Here is an 18,232-nt window from a genome sequence, read left to right on the forward strand (position 1 = left end):
CGACTCGGCGCTCTCGCCGGATGGCGCGCCGGCCCCGGCGGGTGACCCGCTAGGCCGGCGGTGCTCGGGGCGTCCGGCCGGCCGAGCCGGCGGCTCGGAGGGAGCGCTCCGCGCCCGTGCCCACCGAGGTCACCGCGGTCGGCGGGCCGGGCAGGAGACCCGGAGCACCGAGCAGCGCGGGTTGCGGGTCGACGGGCCGCGCCGGCAGAACGCCTGCGGCGGCGGCGTCGGCGGCGCTTACTCGACTGACCGGTCCGGCGGCGGCCTCGGCGACGCTTGCTCGACTGACCGGTCCGACGGCGGCCCGCCGGGCGGCTTGCTCTGCGCCGGCCCGCTGCGTGGTGGCCTGGTCGGCGCTGGCCCGCTGCGAGGCGGCCCGGTCCGCGGCGGCCCGGTCCGCGGCGGCCCGGTCCGCGGCGGCCCGGTCCGCGGCGGCCCGGTCTGCGCTCGCCCGCTGCGCGGCGGTCCGGTCGGCGAGTAGTCGGCCGGCGGTGGCCGTGACGGTGACGGCGGTCGTCCGGACCAGCCGGTCTGCGAGGGCGGGCGACTGCACGGTGGACGGCGACACGGGAGCGGCCGAAGCCGGCAGCAGCGCCGGGGCCGCGCCGAGGGCGAGCGACAGGACGGCGAGGCTGGTCAGCACCCGGGTCGCCCAGCGCGCCACCCACCACAGGGGACAGGTGAGCGCGACCGGGAACACCACCTCACGCTACCGTCGTGGCCTGCCGGGACGCATCCACGACGGGCGTGTCGACCCGCGCCGCGCCGACGTCCGACCAGCGTGGACAGGGCACGCCGGCCGGTGCGGGTCGACTGCTCGTCGCCCGGGTCGGTGCCGCGGCGCCGGCCATGATCGTGCTCAATCGTTGATGTAGTGGCCTCGGTCGGCTGACGACACCACTACAACCAGGATCGAGCACGATCTTGCGCGGGCGCGGGCGCGGGATCCACCGGCACGTCGGCCTCCGGGGTGCGCTGCCGGGGGACGAGCGGCGGCCGGGCCGGGCGGCGGGGCGCGAGCCGGCGCATCAGCGGGGTCTCGACCCAGCGGTGCAGCAACCCGGCGAGCACCAGGTTCACGAGCAGGAATCCGAGCACCACCGCCGGACCCCGCCAGCCCCGGAACCCGGTCCCCCAGTCACCGCTGAGCCGGAGCACGCTGGTCATCACCAGGACGTGTACCAGGTAGAAGGCGAAGGAGACCTCGCCGAGCCAGACCAGCGGACGGGAGCGCCACGGCGAGCGCCGGTTCCGCACGTCGGCGTCGGCGGCGGCGGTGATCACCAACAGGTACGCGACGGCGAGCAGGGTGGTCCACAACTCGGCGCGGATCCACTGCGCGGCGGCCACCCAGGTGGCCACGAAGATCGCGGTGGCGACGGGCAGTCCCGGGCCGCGCCAACGGCCCCGGAGCATCAGCTCGGCCGCCACCGCCCCCAGCCAGAACTCCAGGGACCGCACCGGCGGGAAGATCTGGGTGAACCACCAGCGGCTCACCTCCGGCACCAGTTGCTGGGCCGGCCAGAGCGCGAGGATCAGCAACGGCAACGCGACGACGAGCGTCCAGAGGACGGCGGGCCGGGCCCGGCGCAGCAACGGCAGCGCCAGCGGGAGGCAGAGGTAGAAGAAGAACTCGCAGGACAGTGACCAGCTCACCGTGTTGACGCTGTAGAACCAGCCCAGCCTGGGGTCCCAGGCCTGCAACAGCAGCAGGTTCTCCAGGGCGACGGCCGGCAGGACGGGATCGGCGAACCACCAGGCGACCAGCAGCGCGGCGGCCCACAGCACCACGTGGTTCGGGTAGATCTTCGCGACCCGCCGACGCCAGAAGGTCAGCCGCGAGTCGCCCGGGCGGGCCGACCAGACCAGCACGAAGCCGCTGAGAATGAAGAAGAACTGCACCCCGGACAGGCCGAGGGTGAACAGGGCGTCGACCACGGCCTTGTAGTCCGGCTCGGCGATGATCCGCATCGTCCCGGCGTGGAACCCGAAGACCAGCAGCGCGGCGATCCACCGCAGCCCGGTCAGCGACGGCAGCCGGGCGGGGGCGGGCGGCGCGGCCGGCGCGTCGGCGGTGCTCGTCATGCCGGGGTCCCGACGCTTCGCAGGGTCACCAGCACGTACGCCTCCTCCTCGGCCCGTGGCGTCGGACGGCGCGACGACGACGCCCGCGACGGCCCGGCAGGACCGCACCGAGGCACCCTACCGGGTCACTCCCGGGTGAACCGGGCGGCCGTTATTAACCTTCCGCTTCGCGGGTGTTCAGGGATTCCACCATCCGCGGTCACGTCTGGTTCCGGGGCTGGCCATCCGGGTCGTCGAAGGTGGCGACGTGGTCAATGAGCCGACGCACGCGCCGCTGCTGAGCATCGTCGTGCCCGTCTACGGCGTCGAGGCTTACCTGTACCAGTGCCTCGAGTCGATCCGGGCGGACATCCCGGTGGGCGAGTCGGAGGCGGTCGAACTGATCGCCGTGAACGACGCCTCCCCGGACGGCTGCGGCGCGATGCTGCGGTCCTACGCCACCGGACGCGACGGCTTCCGCGTCGTACACCTGGAAGAGAACGTGGGTCTCGGCCTGGCCCGCAACGCGGGCCTCGACGTGGCCACCGGCCGGTACGTCTGGTTCGTCGACAGCGACGACTGGCTGCCGCCGGGCACCATCGCCGCGGTGCTGGACCGGCTGCGTGAACACCAGCCCGACGTGCTGATGCTGGACCACCTGCGGGTGCACGAGGACGGCCGGCGGGAGGTCGACGCGAGCAGCCACCTGCTGCGCGGGGTGCCGGGCGTGGCCCGCCTCGCCGACCAGCCCCAACTGCTGCGGGTGCAGCACACGGCGTGGAACAAGGTGGTACGACGCGCCTTCCTGGACGAGTTGGAACTGCGCTTCTTCCCCGGCTGGTACGAGGACATCCCGTTCAGCCACCCGCTGCTGATCGGCGCGGAGAAGATCTCGGTGCTAGACCGGGTCTGCTACCTGTACCGGCAGGGCCGCCAGGGCGCGATCACCTCGACCCGCAGCGGCCGGCACTTCGACGCGTTCGGTCAGTACGAGCGGCTGATGGACTGGGTGGCCCGCCGGCACCCGGACGAGGGCCTGCGGGCCGAGCTGTTCCAGTTGATGATCAGCCACTACCTGGTGGTGGTCGGCAACGACGACCGGCTGCACCCACACCTGCGGCGCGCCTTCTTCCACCGGGTCGCCGAGCACTACCGCCGATACCTGCCCCCCGGGGGTTATCCGATGCCGGCGGGCGTCACCGGGCTCAAGCACCGCCTGGTGGGGCGCGGCGACTGGCTGGCGTACTCGGCGCTACGGCAGGCGCACCGGGTCACCGGCCGGTGGCGTCGCCCGGTCCCGGCCGGTGGCGGCGACGCGTCGACGGCCGACGACCCCTCCCGAGCGGCGGGGTCGGCGAGCAGGCCGGACGGCGGGCACACCGCGCGCACGCCGGACCGGTCGGACGCGTTGGCCGGTGGCCGCCGGTCGTGAACCGTCCGGCGGGTGCCGGAGTTTTTCAGGTCGTCCGCCCGTCGGGGGACGACGACAGCACCACCGCACGTCGGTGCGGGCGTAGGGAACAGAGGTCGGAATGACGGCGACAATCAAGATCGGACCGCACGCGGTCGGTGCCGGGGAGCGACCCTTCGTGGTGGCCGAGATGTCCGGTAACCACAACGGGGACCTGGATCGGGCGCTGGCCATCGTCGACGCGGTCGCCGAGAGCGGTGCGCACGCGCTCAAGATGCAGACGTACCGGCCGGACACGATCACGATCGACGTCGACACCCCCGCCTTCCGCATCTCGGGCGGGCACGAGCTGTGGGGCGGGGAGAACCTGTACCGCCTCTACGAGCGGGCGCACACCCCGTACGAGTGGCACGCCCCGATCTTCGCGCGGGCCCGCGAGCGCGGGCTGACGGTCTTCTCGTCACCGTTCGACGCCACCGCCGTGGAATTGCTGGAGTCGCTGGACGTCCCGGCGTACAAGATCGCGTCGTCGGAGCTGGTGGACCTGCCGCTGATCCGGTTGGTGGCCAGCACCGGCAAGCCGATGGTGATATCGACCGGGATGGCGACGGTGGCCGAGATCGACGCCGCCGTGCGGACCGCCCGCGACGGTGGCGCGGCGGGCATCGTCCTGCTGGCCTGCACCGCGTCCTACCCGGCGCCGCCCGCCGACAGCAACCTGCGCCGCCTGCCGGTGCTGTCCGGCGCGTTCGACCTGCCGGTCGGGCTCTCCGACCACACGCCCGGTATCGGCGTGGCGGTCGCCTCGGTGGCGCTGGGCGCGTGCTTCATCGAGAAGCACGTCACCCTGGATCGGGCCGACGGTGGCGTGGACTCGGACTTCTCGCTGAACCCGGCGGAGTTGACGGCGCTCGTCGAGGAGTCGGGCCGGGCCCACGCGGCGCTGGGCGGCACCGCGATCGGCCCGACGCCGGCCGAGCGGGAAGGGCTGCGGTTCCGCCGTTCGCTGTTCGTGGTCGAGGACGTCCGGGCCGGCGACCCGGTGACGGCGCAGAACGTCCGGTCGATCCGGCCGGCCGGCGGCCTGGCCCCGGTCGAGATCGACACGGTACGGGGCCGGACCTTCACCACCGACGCCCCGCGCGGCACCCCGCTGAGCTGGGACCTGATCTGACCGGCTGACCGGGCGAGCCGGCGGACAGAGCGCCGGGCGGCCGCGCGTACCTCAGGTTGGCAGTGCCTTGTGCGCGTCCTGTCGAGCTGCCCCGGAAATGGGGCGGGCCGCCATTGAGGCCGTCACGCCCCAGATGTGGGGCAGCTCGACAGGCACCGCCGACACCACCCGCGCCCCACCGGTCACCATCTCGCCCCAGATGTGGGGCAGCTCGACAGGCACCGCCAACACCAACCGCACCCCGACCGGTCAGGCGCGGCCGATCGGCCCGCCGCCCTGCCCGGGAGCGAAGCCGACGGTGACCACCAGGTCGGCGACCCGCAGGGTGCGCCAGAGGGTGGCGCCGTCGACCGGAGTGCCCAGCCCGTGCCGACGCCACCAGGTCGCGATCGGCACGTCGGCCAACTTGCAGCAACACTCGGCCCGGGTCCACCGGGCCCAGAAGTCACCAGGACCGAAGCGGCGGGCCAGCGCCGGGGGCACCGGGGCGTCGGCGCGTTCCGCGTCGACGGCCACCCGCCAGCCCGGCACCGGCGGGCCGTACCAGCCGACGCAGCGCCCGTCGTCGAGGTGGCTGCGGGTCGTCGCCGCGGCCACCTCGGCGGGCGTACCGATCCGGAGGTGCCGTTCGGCGGCGGCGAGCAGCCCCGGCACCGGCCGCAGGTCAGATGGAGGCGGCACCGTCCACCACGATGACCTGACCGTTGATGTTGGTGTGCTCGCGCACCAGCATCCGCACCACCGGTACGACCTCCTCCGGCTCGGTCAGGTGACCGGTCGGGGTACGGCGCACGATCTGGTCGAGCTGGGTCGGGCCGAGCACGGCGGACATCTCCGAGGCGAAGAAACCGGGCGCGACCGCGTTGACCAGCATCCGGCCGCCGAGTTCCCGGGCGAGCGAACGGGTGGCCGCGTCCATGCCGCCCTTGGTGGCCGAGTACGCGACCAGGCCCGGAAAGCCGCGCTGCGCGCAGATCGAGGTGATGTTGACGATCCGGCCGCGCAGTCCCTTGCCGAGCATCCGACGGATCACCAGCCGGGTCAGTTGCAGCGGCGCGGTCAGGTTGGTCTCGATGATCCGGGCGATGTCGTCGGTGGCGGTGTGCACGTGCAGGGAGTCCTGCCCGACGGCGGCGTTGTTGACGATGCCGTCGATCGGGCCGAGACGCTGCTCCACCTCGCGGACGAAACGCTGCGCGGCGCGCAGGTCGGTGACGTCGACCGAACCGACGTGCACCCGGTCGGGGTGTTCGGCGGCGACCTTCTCCAGCTCGGCGGTGACGGTACGGGCGAAGGCGGCCACCCGTGCGCCCGCGTCGAGCAGGTCGGTGACGATGGCCAGACCCAGCCCTCGGGAACCGCCGGAGACGAGGACCACGGAGCTGGGGGGTACGAGCTTGGTGTCGGCGGGGTCAGACATCGCTCTTCAGGGTCTCCTTGACGGGAATTTCGGTCAGCACACGGATCCGGCGGGGCACGGCGTGCTCGGGCAGCCGGTCGGCGCACCAGCGGACCAGTGCGGCCTCGTCGGGCAGCGGGGCGGCGGCGGGCGCGAGGACCACGTCGGCGACGACCATCCGGCCGAGCACCGGGGCCCGGCGGCCGGTGACGCGGGCCCAGGCCACGCCGGGATGCTGGGTCAGTACGCCCCGGACCACACCGGCGGAGACCTTGCTCCCACCGACGTTGATCTCGTCGGAGTCCAACCGACCCGTGATCAGCACCCGCCCGTCGAGCACCTGCACCCGGTCCCCGGTGCGGACCGGGCCGGCCAGGCCGACCCCGTGGTACGGGGAGGTCACGACCAACTCGTCGTCGCGTACGGAGAGGGTGGGCCGGCCCGGGGTTTCCCGGTCCAGCCACTCGACGGGGAACCCGGCCCGCCCGTCGTGCACCACGATGGACGCGCCGACCTCCGAGGACGCGTAGATCCAGGAGATCCGCGCGGCGGGAAAGACCTCGCGGAGCTGGTCCAGGATCGCCTGGTCCACCGGCTCCCCACCCAGGGTGATCTGCCGCAGCGGGACCCGGGCCAGCGCGGCGACGTCCCGGTAGAGGGTGCGCCGCCAGAAGGTGGGCGTGCCGGACGCGGCGTCCACCCCGTGCGCGGCGGCGACCACCGGCCAGTCGTCCAACTCGTCCGGGTCGACCACCACCAGGTGCTGATCGGGCTGGGTCAGCGACAGGGTCACCACCTGCCACCAGGCGTACGTGCCGGGGGCGTAGGGGCACAGCCAGGTCCGGTCCGGCTGGTCGGCCCGGACGGTGGTCAACGTGGCCAGGGTGTGCCCGACCCGCTTGGGACGGCCCGTCGAGCCGGACGTCAGCAGCCACAGCCGGCCGGGTTCGGCGGCGCGCGGCCGGGCCGGCGCGCTGGGGTGCGCGCCGTCGTCGTCGAGCAGCGTCACGGCGAACCCGGCGTCGCCCAACTCCGCGCGCATCGTCGCGTCCACCCGGCTCGCGGTGCTGAGCAGCAGCTCGGTGCCGTGCACGGCGTGCTGCCGTGCGGCGGCGAGCGCGTGCCGGGCGGAGGTCGCCAGCACCGCCGCGGGGTCGGGCAGCTCCGGCGACGGCAAGGTACGCCAGGTCAGCGGGGCGCCGCCCACGACGATCCGGTTGTCGACGCCGGCCGGCTCCGGGCCCGCGGTGGCCGGCTGGGTTGTCGCGACGGTCACCGCTGTTGGAGCTCGACGAGGAAGTCGAGGACGTCGCCGACGGTGGCGATGCGGCGCAGGCCGGGAGCGTCGAAGTTGAGCTCCTCCCCCGTCTCGTCCTCCACCCGCAGGGCCAGCTCGGAGAAGTCCAGCGAACGGAAACCGATGTCCCGCAACTGCGCCGCGTCGTCGGCGGGCAGTTCCTTGTCCTGGTTCTTGAGCACCTGCGCCATGAGGTCGCGGATCTGCGCGCGACTCAATTCGTTCATGCGGCGGAGTCTACAACCCGGCGAATGGATAACTGCTTTCCCGGTGGCCCCGGGTAAGGTGCCGGGACCGGTTGTGTTGAGACAGGAAAGCGGGAGCACGTGCTGCGTGAAACGACGACGGACGACGTTCATCTGATGTTGTCCTGGCGTAATCAGGAAACCAACCGTCAGGTCAGCAAGACCAGCCACGAGATCACCGCCGAGGAGCACGCCCGGTGGTGGTCGGCGGTGCGCGAGGACCCGACCCGACGGGTCCTGATGTACGTCCACGACGACCGGCCGTGCGGGGTCGTCACCTTCTTCGACCTGCGGCTGGACGGCCCGCGTACCGGGGCGTGGGGCTTCTACCTGGACGCCGACGGGCTGGCCGAGCGGGGCGAGACGCTGCCGGCCTGGCTTGGCGTGATGTCCGAGGCCGTGGAGTACGCCTTCGACGGACTGCACCTGCTGCGGCTGGACGGCGAGGTGTTGGCGCACAACACCGTCGTGCGGCAGATGAACCGGCGTTTCCGATTCGTCGAGGGCACGCCACGACAGGAGGTGTCCGACGGGCGGGAAATCACCGTCATCCCGATTTCCCTGGCCCGCCAGGATCGCCGCCGGCGCTGATTACCGCCACCATTTGCGCAGTGGCCGACAAGCATTAACCCGGTGGACATCCGCCGTTCACGCAATTGCGGTGTCCACCGGGCGGAACGAATCTCGGATCAGGCCCGCCGCCAGGCCGCCCAGTGCTGCCGCTCGTTGCCGCCGAGCCGGACGAAGCCGTACTTCGCGCCGTCCCAGTCGTCCGGCTGGCCGGGCGCCCAGCGGGCGAACACCACCTGCGCGGCGGCGGGTGGCTGCTCGCGGAACCACCGCACGTCGGTCCAGGTCACCTGGTGGCTCAGGTTGAACCGCAGGATGTAGTGCACCCCGGTGGAGGCCCAGACGCGCTCGCCGGGGCGTACGCCGACGTCGGCGACCCACGGGGTCGGCGCGGTGCTCGCCGCCATCGGACGCACCAGCCGTTGGTCGATCACCTGCATGGTGAGCAGGTTGGCCACGACCAGGACGCCGAGCACCGGCAGCCGTAGCCGGGGCACCCGGACCGCGGCCACCAGCAGCAGGCACGCGCCGATACCGATCAGCGACCCGAGCACCGGACGCATCTCCCGCCAGCCGTTGGTCAACGCCATCAGGTCAGGTGCGCCGAACCCGCCGTAGCGCAGCGAGTGTCCCCGGCTGGCCACGTACGCGAGCCGGCCGGCGACCAGCGCCCCGCCGGCCACCAGCAGGCCCACCGCGACCGCCGCTCGGCGCAGCACCACCCGGCGCTCCTCGGTGAGCAGCACCCCGAGCCCGACCAGCAGCCAGAACGGGGCGAGCATCTGCACGTAACGGCCGTAGATCGCGTCCAACGATTTGCCGGTGATGCCGGCCAGGATCACCGACGCGCCGCTGGCGACCCCGACGCTCACCACCAGCGCGACACCCATGGTCCAGCGGGTGGCGTCGCCGTGGCGCGGACGCCAGAGTTCCTTGACTGCGGCGGCCCAGGCGACCCCGGCCATCCCGAACGTGATCACCACGAGGTACCAGAGCTGGGTGGTGACGGCCGCGCCGACGCGGACCACCCCCTGCGCGGAGGCGACGGCGGCCGCGGTGCCGCCGCCGGGGGTGCTGCCGAGCAGGTAGACCTTGTCCCCGAGGAAGCGGATGCCGGCCTCGTTGACCAGGGCCAGGGCCAGCACCGGCAGCAGCGCCGCGAGCACCGCGACGGGGTCGATCCGGCGGCGGACGAACAGCAGCAGGACCAGGCCGGCGTGCACCGCCACGATCACCAGAGCCCGCGAGTGCAGCAGGTGGAACGCGCCCACCAGCAGGCCGACGGTGGCCGCGGCGAGCGGACCGGGCCGCTCGATCCACCGGTGTACGGCGAGCAGCCAGGCGACGACGAGCGGGGCCATCACGGTGTCGATCATCGCGACGCCGGCGTAGAAGGCGGTGGCCGGCAGCGTGGCCGCCACCACGGCGGCGAGCAGCGCCGACGCGCGGGGCAGGCGGAGCACCCGCCGGCCGAGCAGGTACGCCAGGGGCAGCAGCGTCGAGTTGACCATCGCGTTGATCAGCTGGACGAGGCGGTAGCTGTCGGTGAAGTCGTGGTGGCCGAGGAACGCGGGCGAGATGAGCATCGGGTACCCGACCCGGCGCAGCAGGTCGTTCTCGCTGCTGAAGCCGCCCGGACCGCCGACGAGGGCGCGGGCGGTGTTCAGGTAGCTGTCCTCGTCGGTGTGCGCGATGGGCAGCGCGATGTGCCGCGACAGCCACATGCGCCAGGCGACGCTCAACACCCAGCCGGCGAACAGCAGCAGCGGCACCAGCCACCGGCGTTCGGGTGTCGCAGGCGGTGTCCCGGCCGGGACCGTCGGCCGTTCGATCACGTCGCTGCCGGTTGCCATCAACGCCTCCTGAACTGCCGGCCGGGCGGCCGCCGGGCAGGGCGGCGCGGCCGGTGACGCCCGGGGATGACCCGCTCGCACCGAGGCGGTGCGGATGTCGGGTGAACGCGGTACCGACGACACGCGCACGGCGGCCGGGTCGCTCGCGCGGCCACTGTAGCGGCCGGATCTCCCCTGGTCAGCCCGCTTCCCGGACGGTCGGAAGTGTTCGCCTGCGCGGTGCCCGCCATTCACGACAGCAGGGGGAGCGGTTAACCCGCGAGCGCCGGTGCGTTAACCCGCCGCCGTTAGCGTCTCACCCCGGTCGGCCGGCCGAGGGCCGCCGGTTCATCCACGATCACGGGAGCACCAAATTGAGTGAGTTGAATGGATCGTCCATTCTGATCACCGGGGGAACGGGTTCCTTCGGCAGGACCTTCCTCCGGCACATCCTCACCGAGGCCGACCCCGCCCGGGTGGTGGTCTTCTCCCGCGACGAGCTCAAGCAGTACGAGCTGCGCCAGCAGCTCGGCGACGACCCGCGGCTGCGCTGGTTCATCGGCGACATCCGGGACCGGCACCGCCTCACCCGGGCGATGCACGGCGTGGACCACGTGGTGCACGCCGCCGCGCTCAAGCAGGTGGACACCGCCGAGTACAACCCGTCGGAGTTCATCGCCACCAACATCACCGGCTCGCAGCACGTCGTCGACGCCGCGATCGAGGCCGGCGTCAAGAAGGTCATCGCGCTCTCGACCGACAAGGCGTCCAGCCCGATCAACCTGTACGGCGCCACCAAGCTGGTCGGCGACAAGCTGTTCGTCTCGGCCAACCACTACGCCGCGCACCACCCGACCCGCTTCGCCGTGGTGCGCTACGGCAACGTGGTCGGCAGCCGTGGTTCGGTCGTCCCGCTGTTCCACCGGCTGGCCGCCGAGGGCAAGAGCCTGCCGATCACCGACAAGCGGATGACCCGTTTCTGGATCACGCTCGAGCAGGCCGTGCAGTTCGTCATGGACTCGTTCGACCAGATGCAGGGCGGCGAACTGTTCGTGCCCCGGATCCCCAGCATGCGCATCCTCGACCTGGTCGAGGCCGTCGCGCCGGACGCCACCACCCACGAGATCGGTATCCGGCCCGGCGAGAAGCTGCACGAGGAGATGATCGCCCCGGACGACAGCCGGCGGACGCTGCGCGCCAAGGACCGCTACATCGTCCAGCCGACCATCGCCGGGTGGGGCTACCAGCCGCCGGTCGACTGCGAGCCCGTGCCGGACGGCTTCGCCTACCAGTCGGACACCAACGACGAGTGGCTCACCGTGGAGCAGCTACGCGAGATGCTCGGCCTGACCGCATGACCGGGATGCTCCCGTACGGCCGGCAGTCGATCTCCGAGGACGACGTCGCGGCCGTCGCCGACGTGCTGCGCGGCGACTGGCTCACCACCGGGCCGCAGGTCGACGCGTTCGAGGCCGACCTCGCCCGGTGGACCGGCGGGGCGGGTGTCGCCGCGGTCTCCAACGGCACGGCGGCGCTGCACGTCGCGTACGCGGCCGCCGGGGTCGGACCGGGCGACGAGGTCGTGGTCCCGCCGATGACGTTCGTGGCGACCGCCAGCAGCGCCGTCGCGCTCGGCGCGAAGATCGTTTTCGCGGATGTCGAGGACGAGACGTTCTGCCTCGACCCGGCCGCCGCCGCGGCGGCGGTCACCTCGCGTACCAGAGTGGTTTCCGCGGTCGACTACGCCGGCCACCCGGCCGACTACGACGCGTTGCGCGCGTCGTTGGCGGGCCGCGACGTGTTGCTGCTCGCCGACGCGGCGCACTCGATCGGCGGGTCGTACCGCGGTCGTCCGGTAGGTTCGCTCGCCGACCTGACCACGTTCTCGTTCTTCCCCACGAAGAACCTGACGACCGCCGAGGGAGGTGCCGTCGCCGCGCTCGACCCGCAGGTTCTGAAGCGGGCCCGCCGGTTCCGGGGCGTCGGCATGGTCCGCGAGCGCGACGACCTGCGCTACCCGGACGAGGGCGGCTGGCACCAGGAGGTGCACGAGTTCGGGCTGAACTACCGCCTCCCGGACGTGCTCTGCGCCCTGGGCCGCAGTCAACTGCGTCGGCTCGCCGCGTTCACCGCGCGTCGGGCCGCGCTGGTCGCCCGCTACGACGAGGCGCTGGCCGACCTGGACGGCGTACGGTTGCCGGTCCGCAGGTCGTGGGCCGACCCGGCCTGGCACCTCTACCCGGTCCGGGTGCTCGACGGCCGTCGCCGTGAGGTGTACGACCGGATGCGCGCCGCCGGCATCGGCGTGCAGGTCAACTACATCCCCGTGCACTGGCACCCCGCCTTCGCCGACCTGGGTTACCGGCGCGGGTCGTGCCCGGTGGCCGAGTCGTTCTACGCCCAGCAGCTGTCGCTGCCGCTGTACCCGGGACTCAGCGACGCCGACCAGGACCGCGTCATCGACGCGCTGACCGCGATCCTGCGGGGCAGCGCGGTGCGTTCCGCCGCCTGATGGGAAGCTGATGCACCACGCGAACCACTTCTACGGCCACGCCCACGTGTTGGCCCGGTACGCCGGCCTCGGCGACCGGCACCCGCCCCGGATCAACGGGTACGTGCAGCACGGCTGGAACATCGGCGACGGCCTGGCCCCGGGTCACCCGTACGCCGACCGCACGCCGAGCCTGCTCTGGTCCGAGCAGACCCGCCGCCGGGCCTGGTCGGTGGGGCGGCGCAACGTCGTCGTGATCGGCGCCCCGTTCATCTACCTGCTCGCCATGCGGCCCGACAATCCGCCGGAGCAGGAGCGGGAGGGCACCATCTGGTACCCGTTCCACGGCTGGGAGGGCCAGCACGTCAAGGGCGACCACCGGGAGCTGATCGCCCGCATCCGGGACACCGAGCCCGGGCCGGTGACGGTCTGCCTCTACTGGCACGAGTACGGCATGCGCCACGTCCGGCGGCTCTACGAGCGCGCCGGGTTCCGGGTGATCTGCCACGGCTACCGGGGACACTGGTGGAAGGACACCGACCCGGAGTTCCTCGACAAGCAACTGACCGAGCTGCGCCGGCACCGACGGGTAGCATCCAACCGGCTGACCAGCGCGATCTTCTACGGCATCGCGGCCGGTTGCGAGCCGGCGGTCTACGGCGACCCGATGATCCTGTCCAACGAGGACCCGACCTTCGGTGGCACCGCCCGCATCCGTCGGCAGTGGCCGGAGCTGCACGGCACCCAGGTCGACCTGCCCACCGCCGTGTCGATCGCCCGCGCGGAGCTGGGCGTCGACCACCGCTGCACCCCGGCCGAGCTACGTGAGCTGCTCGGCTGGGCGAACCTTCCGGAAGAAGAAGAGGACGACAGTGACGACTGAGACGGCACCCGCCGGCCGGATCACCCTGCCCGGCGGCGAGATGCTGGCCTGGTCCGACCTGCCGAAGGAGCGGCTGACCGACGGAGGGCCGCTGGCCGCACTGGTCGCCCGCATCGTGCCGCCCGGCACCCGCGTCCTGCTGGCCGGCCCGCACGACCCGGCGCTGCTCGACCGGCTCGCCCACGCCGAGGTGACCTGCCTGCTGCGCAGTCACCCGGACGCCGTGGCGCTGGCCCAGCGGGCCGCCCGCGTGGTCGTGGGTGGCCCCGCCGGCCTGTCCGGCGACGACACGTACGACGTGGTGATCGCCGCCGCCGGGCTGGACCCGATCGAGTCGGTGGAGGGCACCCGGCTCGGCTGGGACGGCGTGCTGGCCCGGCTGGTCGCCGCGGTACGCCCCGGCGGCACGTTGCTGCTGCGCCTGGACAACCCGCTCGGACTGCACCGGCTGGTCGCCACCAGCCCCTGGTACGTCGCCCGGGACGACGCCGCCTGGGTGATCGGCGGGGTGCTCGACGCGGCCCACCCCGCCAACCGGGACCAGCTCCGCCAGCGACTCACCGACAGCGGGCTCCGCCCGAGCGCCTGCTGGGCCGCGTACCCCGGTGGCGCGACGGCGACGGCCCTGCTCGACGCCGACCAGCTCGACCACGGCGCGGACCGAGGGCTGTTCGACGCGGTGCTGCACGGCGCCTGCGCGGGCGCCTTCGCCCCCGCCACGGTGCTCCAGGACCCGGCCCGGCTGGCGGTGGACGCCCTGCACGCCGGGCGCGCCGCCGACCTGGCGCCGGCCTGGCTGCTGCTGGCTCACCGGCCCGGCGGGCCGACGGACTCCCCCGCCGAGGGGGACCTGCCGGTGGCGCTGGTGCAGACCGGGTCGTCCGGCCAGCCAGGGATCGGTGTGCTGGAAGTGCGCGACGGCCCGTCCGGCTGGCGATGGGGGCACGTCGCCACCGCCGGCACGACCGCGCCGTCCGCCAGCCGCGAGGCCGCGTACCGGGACCCCGCCGCGCTGACCGGGCCGGTGCCGGCCGGGCGGCTGCTGCACACCCTGCTGCTCGACGCCGCGCTGCGCCGCGACCTGGCCACGCTCCGCAGGCTGTTGCACGGGTACGCGGGCTGGCTCGCCGACCAGGCCGACGCCGACGGACGGCTCGCCGGGGCCGCCGCGCTGGCCAGCGCCGACAACATGGTGGTCGACGGGGAACGCTTCGCGGTGCTCGACCCGAGCTGGCGGGCCACCGACCGGCTCCCCGGCGACGTGGTGCTGGCCCGCGGGCTGTGGCGCTTCGCGGCGGCCCTGCTCACCGGCGGATACGCCCACCCGTGGTCGTCCACCCTGGACGTCGCCGGCCTCACCGTCGTCCTCGGCGGGCTCGCCGGCCACGACCTGGACCGGGCCACGGTGGCCGAGGCGGTCCAGGCCGAAGCGGCGATCACGGCCAGCCTGCACGGCCTGGACGCCGAGCACCACACCGCCCTCGCCGACGAACTCCAGGCGGTCGAACCGACCGACCCACCGGTCGGGGCGCACAGCTACCAGCAGTTGCGCGAGGCGTGGCTGCGCCAACGCGAGGAGATCAGCCGGCTCGCGGCCCTGACCCGGTGGACCGACGAGCTGCTCACCTCCCGGGAGCGGGCGCTGCGCCGGGCCGAGGCGAAGATCGGCCTGCTCAGCGGGTCCATCAGCTACCGGGTCGGCCGGCTCGCCATCACCCCCGCCCGGCTGGCCAAGCGCGGCGCGCGTGCCGCGAAGCGCCGCGCGCGAGCGGCCCTCGCCCCGAAGCAACTCGTCGCGGAGCAACTCGTCGCGGAGCAGGAGGAGCAGCAGTGACCGACGACGGCGACGCGCCCGCGACCCGGTCCGGTGCCGCTGCCCGGCCCGACCCGGCGACGCGGCCCGACCCGGCGACGCGGCCCGACACTGCACTCCGGTCCGACCCGGCGACGCGGCCCGACACTGCACTCCGGTCCGACCCGACGACCGGCACGGGAGCGGCCGTCGCGCCACGGATCGTCGGGATCGTGCAGGCCCGGATGGGCTCGTCCCGGCTGCCCGGCAAGGTGCTGCGCCCGCTCGCCGGGCGGTCCGTACTCGGCCGCGTCGTGCGCGCCGCCCACGACAGCGGCGTCCTCGCCGACCTGGTGGTCGCCACCAGCACCGACCCGGTCGACGACGCGGTGGTCGACGAGTGCCGCCGGCTCGACGTGCCGTACCACCGCGGCCCCGTCGACGACGTGCTGGACCGGTTCGTGGGCGCTCTCGCCGCGCACCCGGGCGACGCGGTCATGCGGTTCACCGCCGACTGCCCGCTGCTCGACCCGGAAATCATCACGCTGGTCGCCTCGGTGTACCAGGCCGTACCCGGGTTGGACTACGCGAGCACGTCGATCGCGCGCACCCTGCCCCGCGGACTGGACGTCGAGATCATCCGCGCGGACGCCCTGCGCACCCTGGACCGGCTCGCCACCGGCCACCACCGGGTGCACGTGACCTCGTACGCGTACACCCATCCGGAGCTGTTCCGGGTGCTCGGGGTGACCCTCACCCCGGACCGCTCGGCGCTGCGGCTGACCCTCGACACCGAGCAGGACTGGGCGCTGGTGAGCGCCGTCGCCGACCACTTCGGCGACGTCAGCGTGCCCCTGGCCAAGCTCGCCGACTGGCTCGACGGGCAACCCCGGCTGCGTGCGCTCAACGCCGACGTACGCCAGAAGCGGCTGGAGGAGTCCTGAGCACGCTACGGGTGGGGCTGCGCTGCGACGCCGGGCCGCGGCGCGGCGTCGGGCATCTCGTCCGCTGCCTGGCCCTCGCCGAGGAGTTCCTGGCCCGGGGCGCCCACGTCGCGGTGTTCGGCACGGTCGAGCGGGTCGGCTGGGCCAGCGCCGAACTGGCCGCGCGCGGCATCGAACTGCACCCCGGCCCGGAGTCGCCCGGCGAGCTGGTCGAGGCGGCCCGCCGACACGACCTCGACGTGGTGGTCCTCGACTCGTACGAGCTGGACCCGGCCGGTGCCGGCGCCCTGCGCGCCGCCGGCATCCGCACCCTCGCCGTGATCGACGGGGACAGCCGGGGCCAGGACGCCGACCTCTACCTCGACCAGAACTTCGGGGCGCAGCATCCGGCGCTGCCCGGGCGGCTGCTCGCCGGCAGCGGGTACGTCCTGCTGCGCGACTCGGTCGTGACCGCCCGTCCGGCGACACCCCGGCCCGCCACGACGGTCGGCAGGCCCCGGGTGCTGGCCTTCTTCGGTGGCACCGACGCGGTCGGCGCGGCTCCGGTGCTGACCCGGGTGCTGCTGTCCACCGGCCACCCGATGGACCTCACGGTCGTCGTCGGGCGACCCGAGATCGAGGCCGAACTGGAGGCGATCAACCCTGGGCGGGGGCAGGTCGTCCGTCCCGTCCCGCCCACCGGCTCGCTGCCCGCCCTGATCACCGAGGCGGACCTCGTGGTGAGTGCCGCCGGCACCTCCACCTGGGAACTGTGCTGCCTCGGCGCACCCGCGGCGCTGGTCTGCGTGGTCGACAACCAGCGCGAGTCGTACGCCCGGGTGGTGCGCCACGGACTGGCCGCCGGCCTCGGCGAACTGCCGGACCTGACCGCTCCCGGGATGCCCGGGCGAACCGCCCGCGCGACGGCGGCGCGGACGCTGAACGGACTGCTCAGCTCACCGCAACGCCGCGCGGCGCTGGCCGCCCGAGCCTGGGCCGCCGTCGACGGCCAGGGCCGCGCCCGGGTCGTGGACGCGGTACTGGAAACCTTCACCAAGACCTGACCCGCACCCGCACCCGCACCCGCACCCGCGCCCGCACCCGCGCCCGCGCCCGCGCCCGCGCCCGCGCCGGCGCCGGCGCCGATCTTGCACTTTCTGTCGCGACATAGAGGGCAAAACCCCTCATGTCGTCAACCGAAACTGCAAGATCGACGCGCGGGTGCGACGCGGGGTGCAGCGCGGGGTGCGGCGCGGGGGTGCAGCGCGGGGGTGCAGCGCGGGGGTGCAGCGCGGGGGTGCAGCGCGGGGTGCAGCGCGGGGTGCGGCGCGGGGTGCAGCGCGGGGTGCGGCGCGGGGTGCGGCGCGGGTGCGGCGCGGGGTGAGGCGCGGATGGGGCGGGGGCGCGGGGCTCGCACGGGTGTACTAAAGCGCTGCTAGGGTGGGCTTCATGGAGGCCGCTTACCAGCCGTCGATGCTCGACCTGACCGACGCGGAGCCGACCCTGGGGGCGCTGCCCGGCCCGATCCGGCGGCATCAGCTCAGCCGGGGCGCCTGGGTCGACCATCTCCCCGGCTGGGTGCGCGGCTCCGACGCGGTCCTCGACACCCTGCTCGCCGAGGTGCCCTGGCGGGCGGAGCGCCGGACCATGTACGACAGCGAGGTCGACGTGCCCCGCCTGCTCTGCTGGTACGACGGCGACCGCCAACTGCCGCACCCCGTCCTCACGGCCGCACGCACCGCGCTGACCCGGTACTACGCGCCCGAGCTGGGCGAACCCTTCGTCACCGCCGGCATGTGCCTCTACCGCTCCGGCCGCGACAGCGTCGCCTGGCACGGCGACACCATCGGCCGCTCCGCGCACAGCGACACCATGGTCGCGATCGTCTCGTTCGGCTCACCCCGACCGCTGCTGCTGCGCCCGCGCGGCGGCGGCGACAGCCTGCGCTTCCCGGTGGGTCACGGCGACCTGATCGTGATGGGCGGCTCCTGCCAGCGCACCTGGGAACACGCGATCCCCAAGACCACCCGCCCGACCGGCCCCAGGGTGAGCGTCCAGTTCCGCCCCATCAACGTCGCCTAACCCCAACCCACCCCCGCACCGCCCCTCCAGGGGTTGATCATGAAGTTATTGCCCCGACACGCCGCTTGA

17 protein-coding genes are annotated in these 18,232 nt (G+C 73.6%); 10 read left to right on the forward strand and 7 right to left on the reverse strand.

Annotated features, from left to right (window positions below):
* Positions 1–49: 49 nt before the first annotated feature.
* Together AC3EN4_RS28755 and AC3EN4_RS28760 are read right to left on the reverse strand one after the other, a co-directional pair.
* Positions 50–700, reverse strand: coding sequence for a hypothetical protein (locus AC3EN4_RS28755; protein ID WP_435209347.1), 651 nt, complete (start codon positions 698–700; stop codon positions 50–52).
* Positions 701–900: 200 nt separating this feature from the next.
* Complete coding sequence (locus AC3EN4_RS28760; protein ID WP_435209348.1) at positions 901–2,085, reverse strand: acyltransferase family protein; 1,185 nt, start codon at positions 2,083–2,085, stop codon at positions 901–903.
* Positions 2,086–2,332: 247 nt separating this feature from the next.
* Here AC3EN4_RS28760 and AC3EN4_RS28765 point away from each other — a divergent pair, with 247 nt between their 5' ends.
* Together AC3EN4_RS28765 and pseI are read left to right on the forward strand one after the other, a co-directional pair.
* A complete protein-coding gene (locus tag AC3EN4_RS28765; RefSeq protein WP_435209350.1) occupies positions 2,333–3,496 on the forward strand; it encodes a glycosyltransferase family 2 protein in 1,164 nt (387 codons plus the stop codon).
* A gap of 100 nt (positions 3,497–3,596) precedes the next feature.
* A complete protein-coding gene (pseI, locus tag AC3EN4_RS28770; RefSeq protein WP_435209352.1) occupies positions 3,597–4,649 on the forward strand; it encodes a pseudaminic acid synthase in 1,053 nt (350 codons plus the stop codon).
* Positions 4,650–4,898: 249 nt separating this feature from the next.
* Here the strand turns inward: pseI and AC3EN4_RS28775 are convergent, their stop codons facing one another.
* From AC3EN4_RS28775 to AC3EN4_RS28790, 4 genes are read right to left on the reverse strand one after another with little or no spacing between them, the layout of a single operon-like run.
* A complete protein-coding gene (locus tag AC3EN4_RS28775; RefSeq protein WP_435209353.1) occupies positions 4,899–5,330 on the reverse strand; it encodes a hypothetical protein in 432 nt (143 codons plus the stop codon).
* The gene (locus AC3EN4_RS28780; RefSeq protein ID WP_435209354.1) at positions 5,314–6,069 is read right to left on the reverse strand and encodes an SDR family NAD(P)-dependent oxidoreductase; all 756 of its coding nucleotides are present in this window, start codon (positions 6,067–6,069) and stop codon (positions 5,314–5,316) included. The genes AC3EN4_RS28775 and AC3EN4_RS28780 overlap by 17 nt, the downstream gene beginning before the upstream one ends.
* A complete protein-coding gene (locus tag AC3EN4_RS28785) occupies positions 6,062–7,324 on the reverse strand; it encodes an AMP-binding protein (RefSeq protein WP_435209356.1) in 1,263 nt (420 codons plus the stop codon). The genes AC3EN4_RS28780 and AC3EN4_RS28785 overlap by 8 nt, the downstream gene beginning before the upstream one ends.
* Positions 7,321–7,572, reverse strand: coding sequence for a phosphopantetheine-binding protein (locus AC3EN4_RS28790; protein ID WP_421475597.1), 252 nt, complete (start codon positions 7,570–7,572; stop codon positions 7,321–7,323). Before AC3EN4_RS28790 ends, AC3EN4_RS28785 begins: the two co-directional genes overlap by 4 nt.
* Before the next feature lie 135 nt (positions 7,573–7,707).
* Here AC3EN4_RS28790 and AC3EN4_RS28795 point away from each other — a divergent pair, with 135 nt between their 5' ends.
* Positions 7,708–8,181: a GNAT family N-acetyltransferase gene (locus AC3EN4_RS28795; protein ID WP_435209358.1), complete on the forward strand. Its 474-nt coding sequence runs from the start codon at positions 7,708–7,710 to the stop codon at positions 8,179–8,181.
* A 98-nt stretch (positions 8,182–8,279) separates the two neighbouring features.
* Here AC3EN4_RS28795 and AC3EN4_RS28800 read toward each other — a convergent pair whose 3' ends face one another.
* Positions 8,280–10,013, reverse strand: coding sequence for a hypothetical protein (locus AC3EN4_RS28800; RefSeq protein WP_435209360.1), 1,734 nt, complete (start codon positions 10,011–10,013; stop codon positions 8,280–8,282).
* Positions 10,014–10,366: 353 nt separating this feature from the next.
* On the opposite strand from AC3EN4_RS28800, the gene pseB reads away from it, so the two are divergent.
* The 7 genes from pseB to AC3EN4_RS28835 all read left to right on the forward strand — a co-directional run bounded on the left by pseB (position 10,367) and on the right by AC3EN4_RS28835 (position 18,163).
* A complete protein-coding gene (pseB, locus tag AC3EN4_RS28805; protein WP_355050345.1) occupies positions 10,367–11,350 on the forward strand; it encodes a UDP-N-acetylglucosamine 4,6-dehydratase (inverting) in 984 nt (327 codons plus the stop codon).
* Positions 11,347–12,504 (forward strand): DegT/DnrJ/EryC1/StrS family aminotransferase, encoded by a 1,158-nt coding sequence (locus AC3EN4_RS28810; RefSeq protein ID WP_435209362.1) that lies wholly within the window; start codon positions 11,347–11,349, stop codon positions 12,502–12,504. The genes pseB and AC3EN4_RS28810 overlap by 4 nt, the downstream gene beginning before the upstream one ends.
* 10 nt (positions 12,505–12,514) lie before the next feature.
* Positions 12,515–13,366 carry a hypothetical protein gene (locus AC3EN4_RS28815; RefSeq protein WP_435209364.1) on the forward strand — a complete coding sequence of 284 codons (852 nt, stop codon included), beginning with the start codon at positions 12,515–12,517 and terminating at the stop codon, positions 13,364–13,366.
* Complete coding sequence (locus AC3EN4_RS28820; protein WP_435209365.1) at positions 13,356–15,200, forward strand: class I SAM-dependent methyltransferase; 1,845 nt, start codon at positions 13,356–13,358, stop codon at positions 15,198–15,200. The genes AC3EN4_RS28815 and AC3EN4_RS28820 overlap by 11 nt, the downstream gene beginning before the upstream one ends.
* A gap of 179 nt (positions 15,201–15,379) precedes the next feature.
* Complete coding sequence (locus AC3EN4_RS28825) at positions 15,380–16,102, forward strand: cytidylyltransferase domain-containing protein (RefSeq protein ID WP_435209374.1); 723 nt, start codon at positions 15,380–15,382, stop codon at positions 16,100–16,102.
* The gene (locus AC3EN4_RS28830) at positions 16,099–17,145 is read left to right on the forward strand and encodes a PseG/SpsG family protein (RefSeq protein ID WP_435209376.1); all 1,047 of its coding nucleotides are present in this window, start codon (positions 16,099–16,101) and stop codon (positions 17,143–17,145) included. The genes AC3EN4_RS28825 and AC3EN4_RS28830 overlap by 4 nt, the downstream gene beginning before the upstream one ends.
* A 385-nt stretch (positions 17,146–17,530) precedes the next feature.
* Positions 17,531–18,163, forward strand: a complete 633-nt coding sequence (locus AC3EN4_RS28835; protein ID WP_435209367.1) for an alpha-ketoglutarate-dependent dioxygenase AlkB — start codon at positions 17,531–17,533, stop codon at positions 18,161–18,163.
* Positions 18,164–18,232: the final 69 nt, after the last annotated feature.

Source organism: Micromonospora sp. bgisy143 (assembly GCF_057708145.1).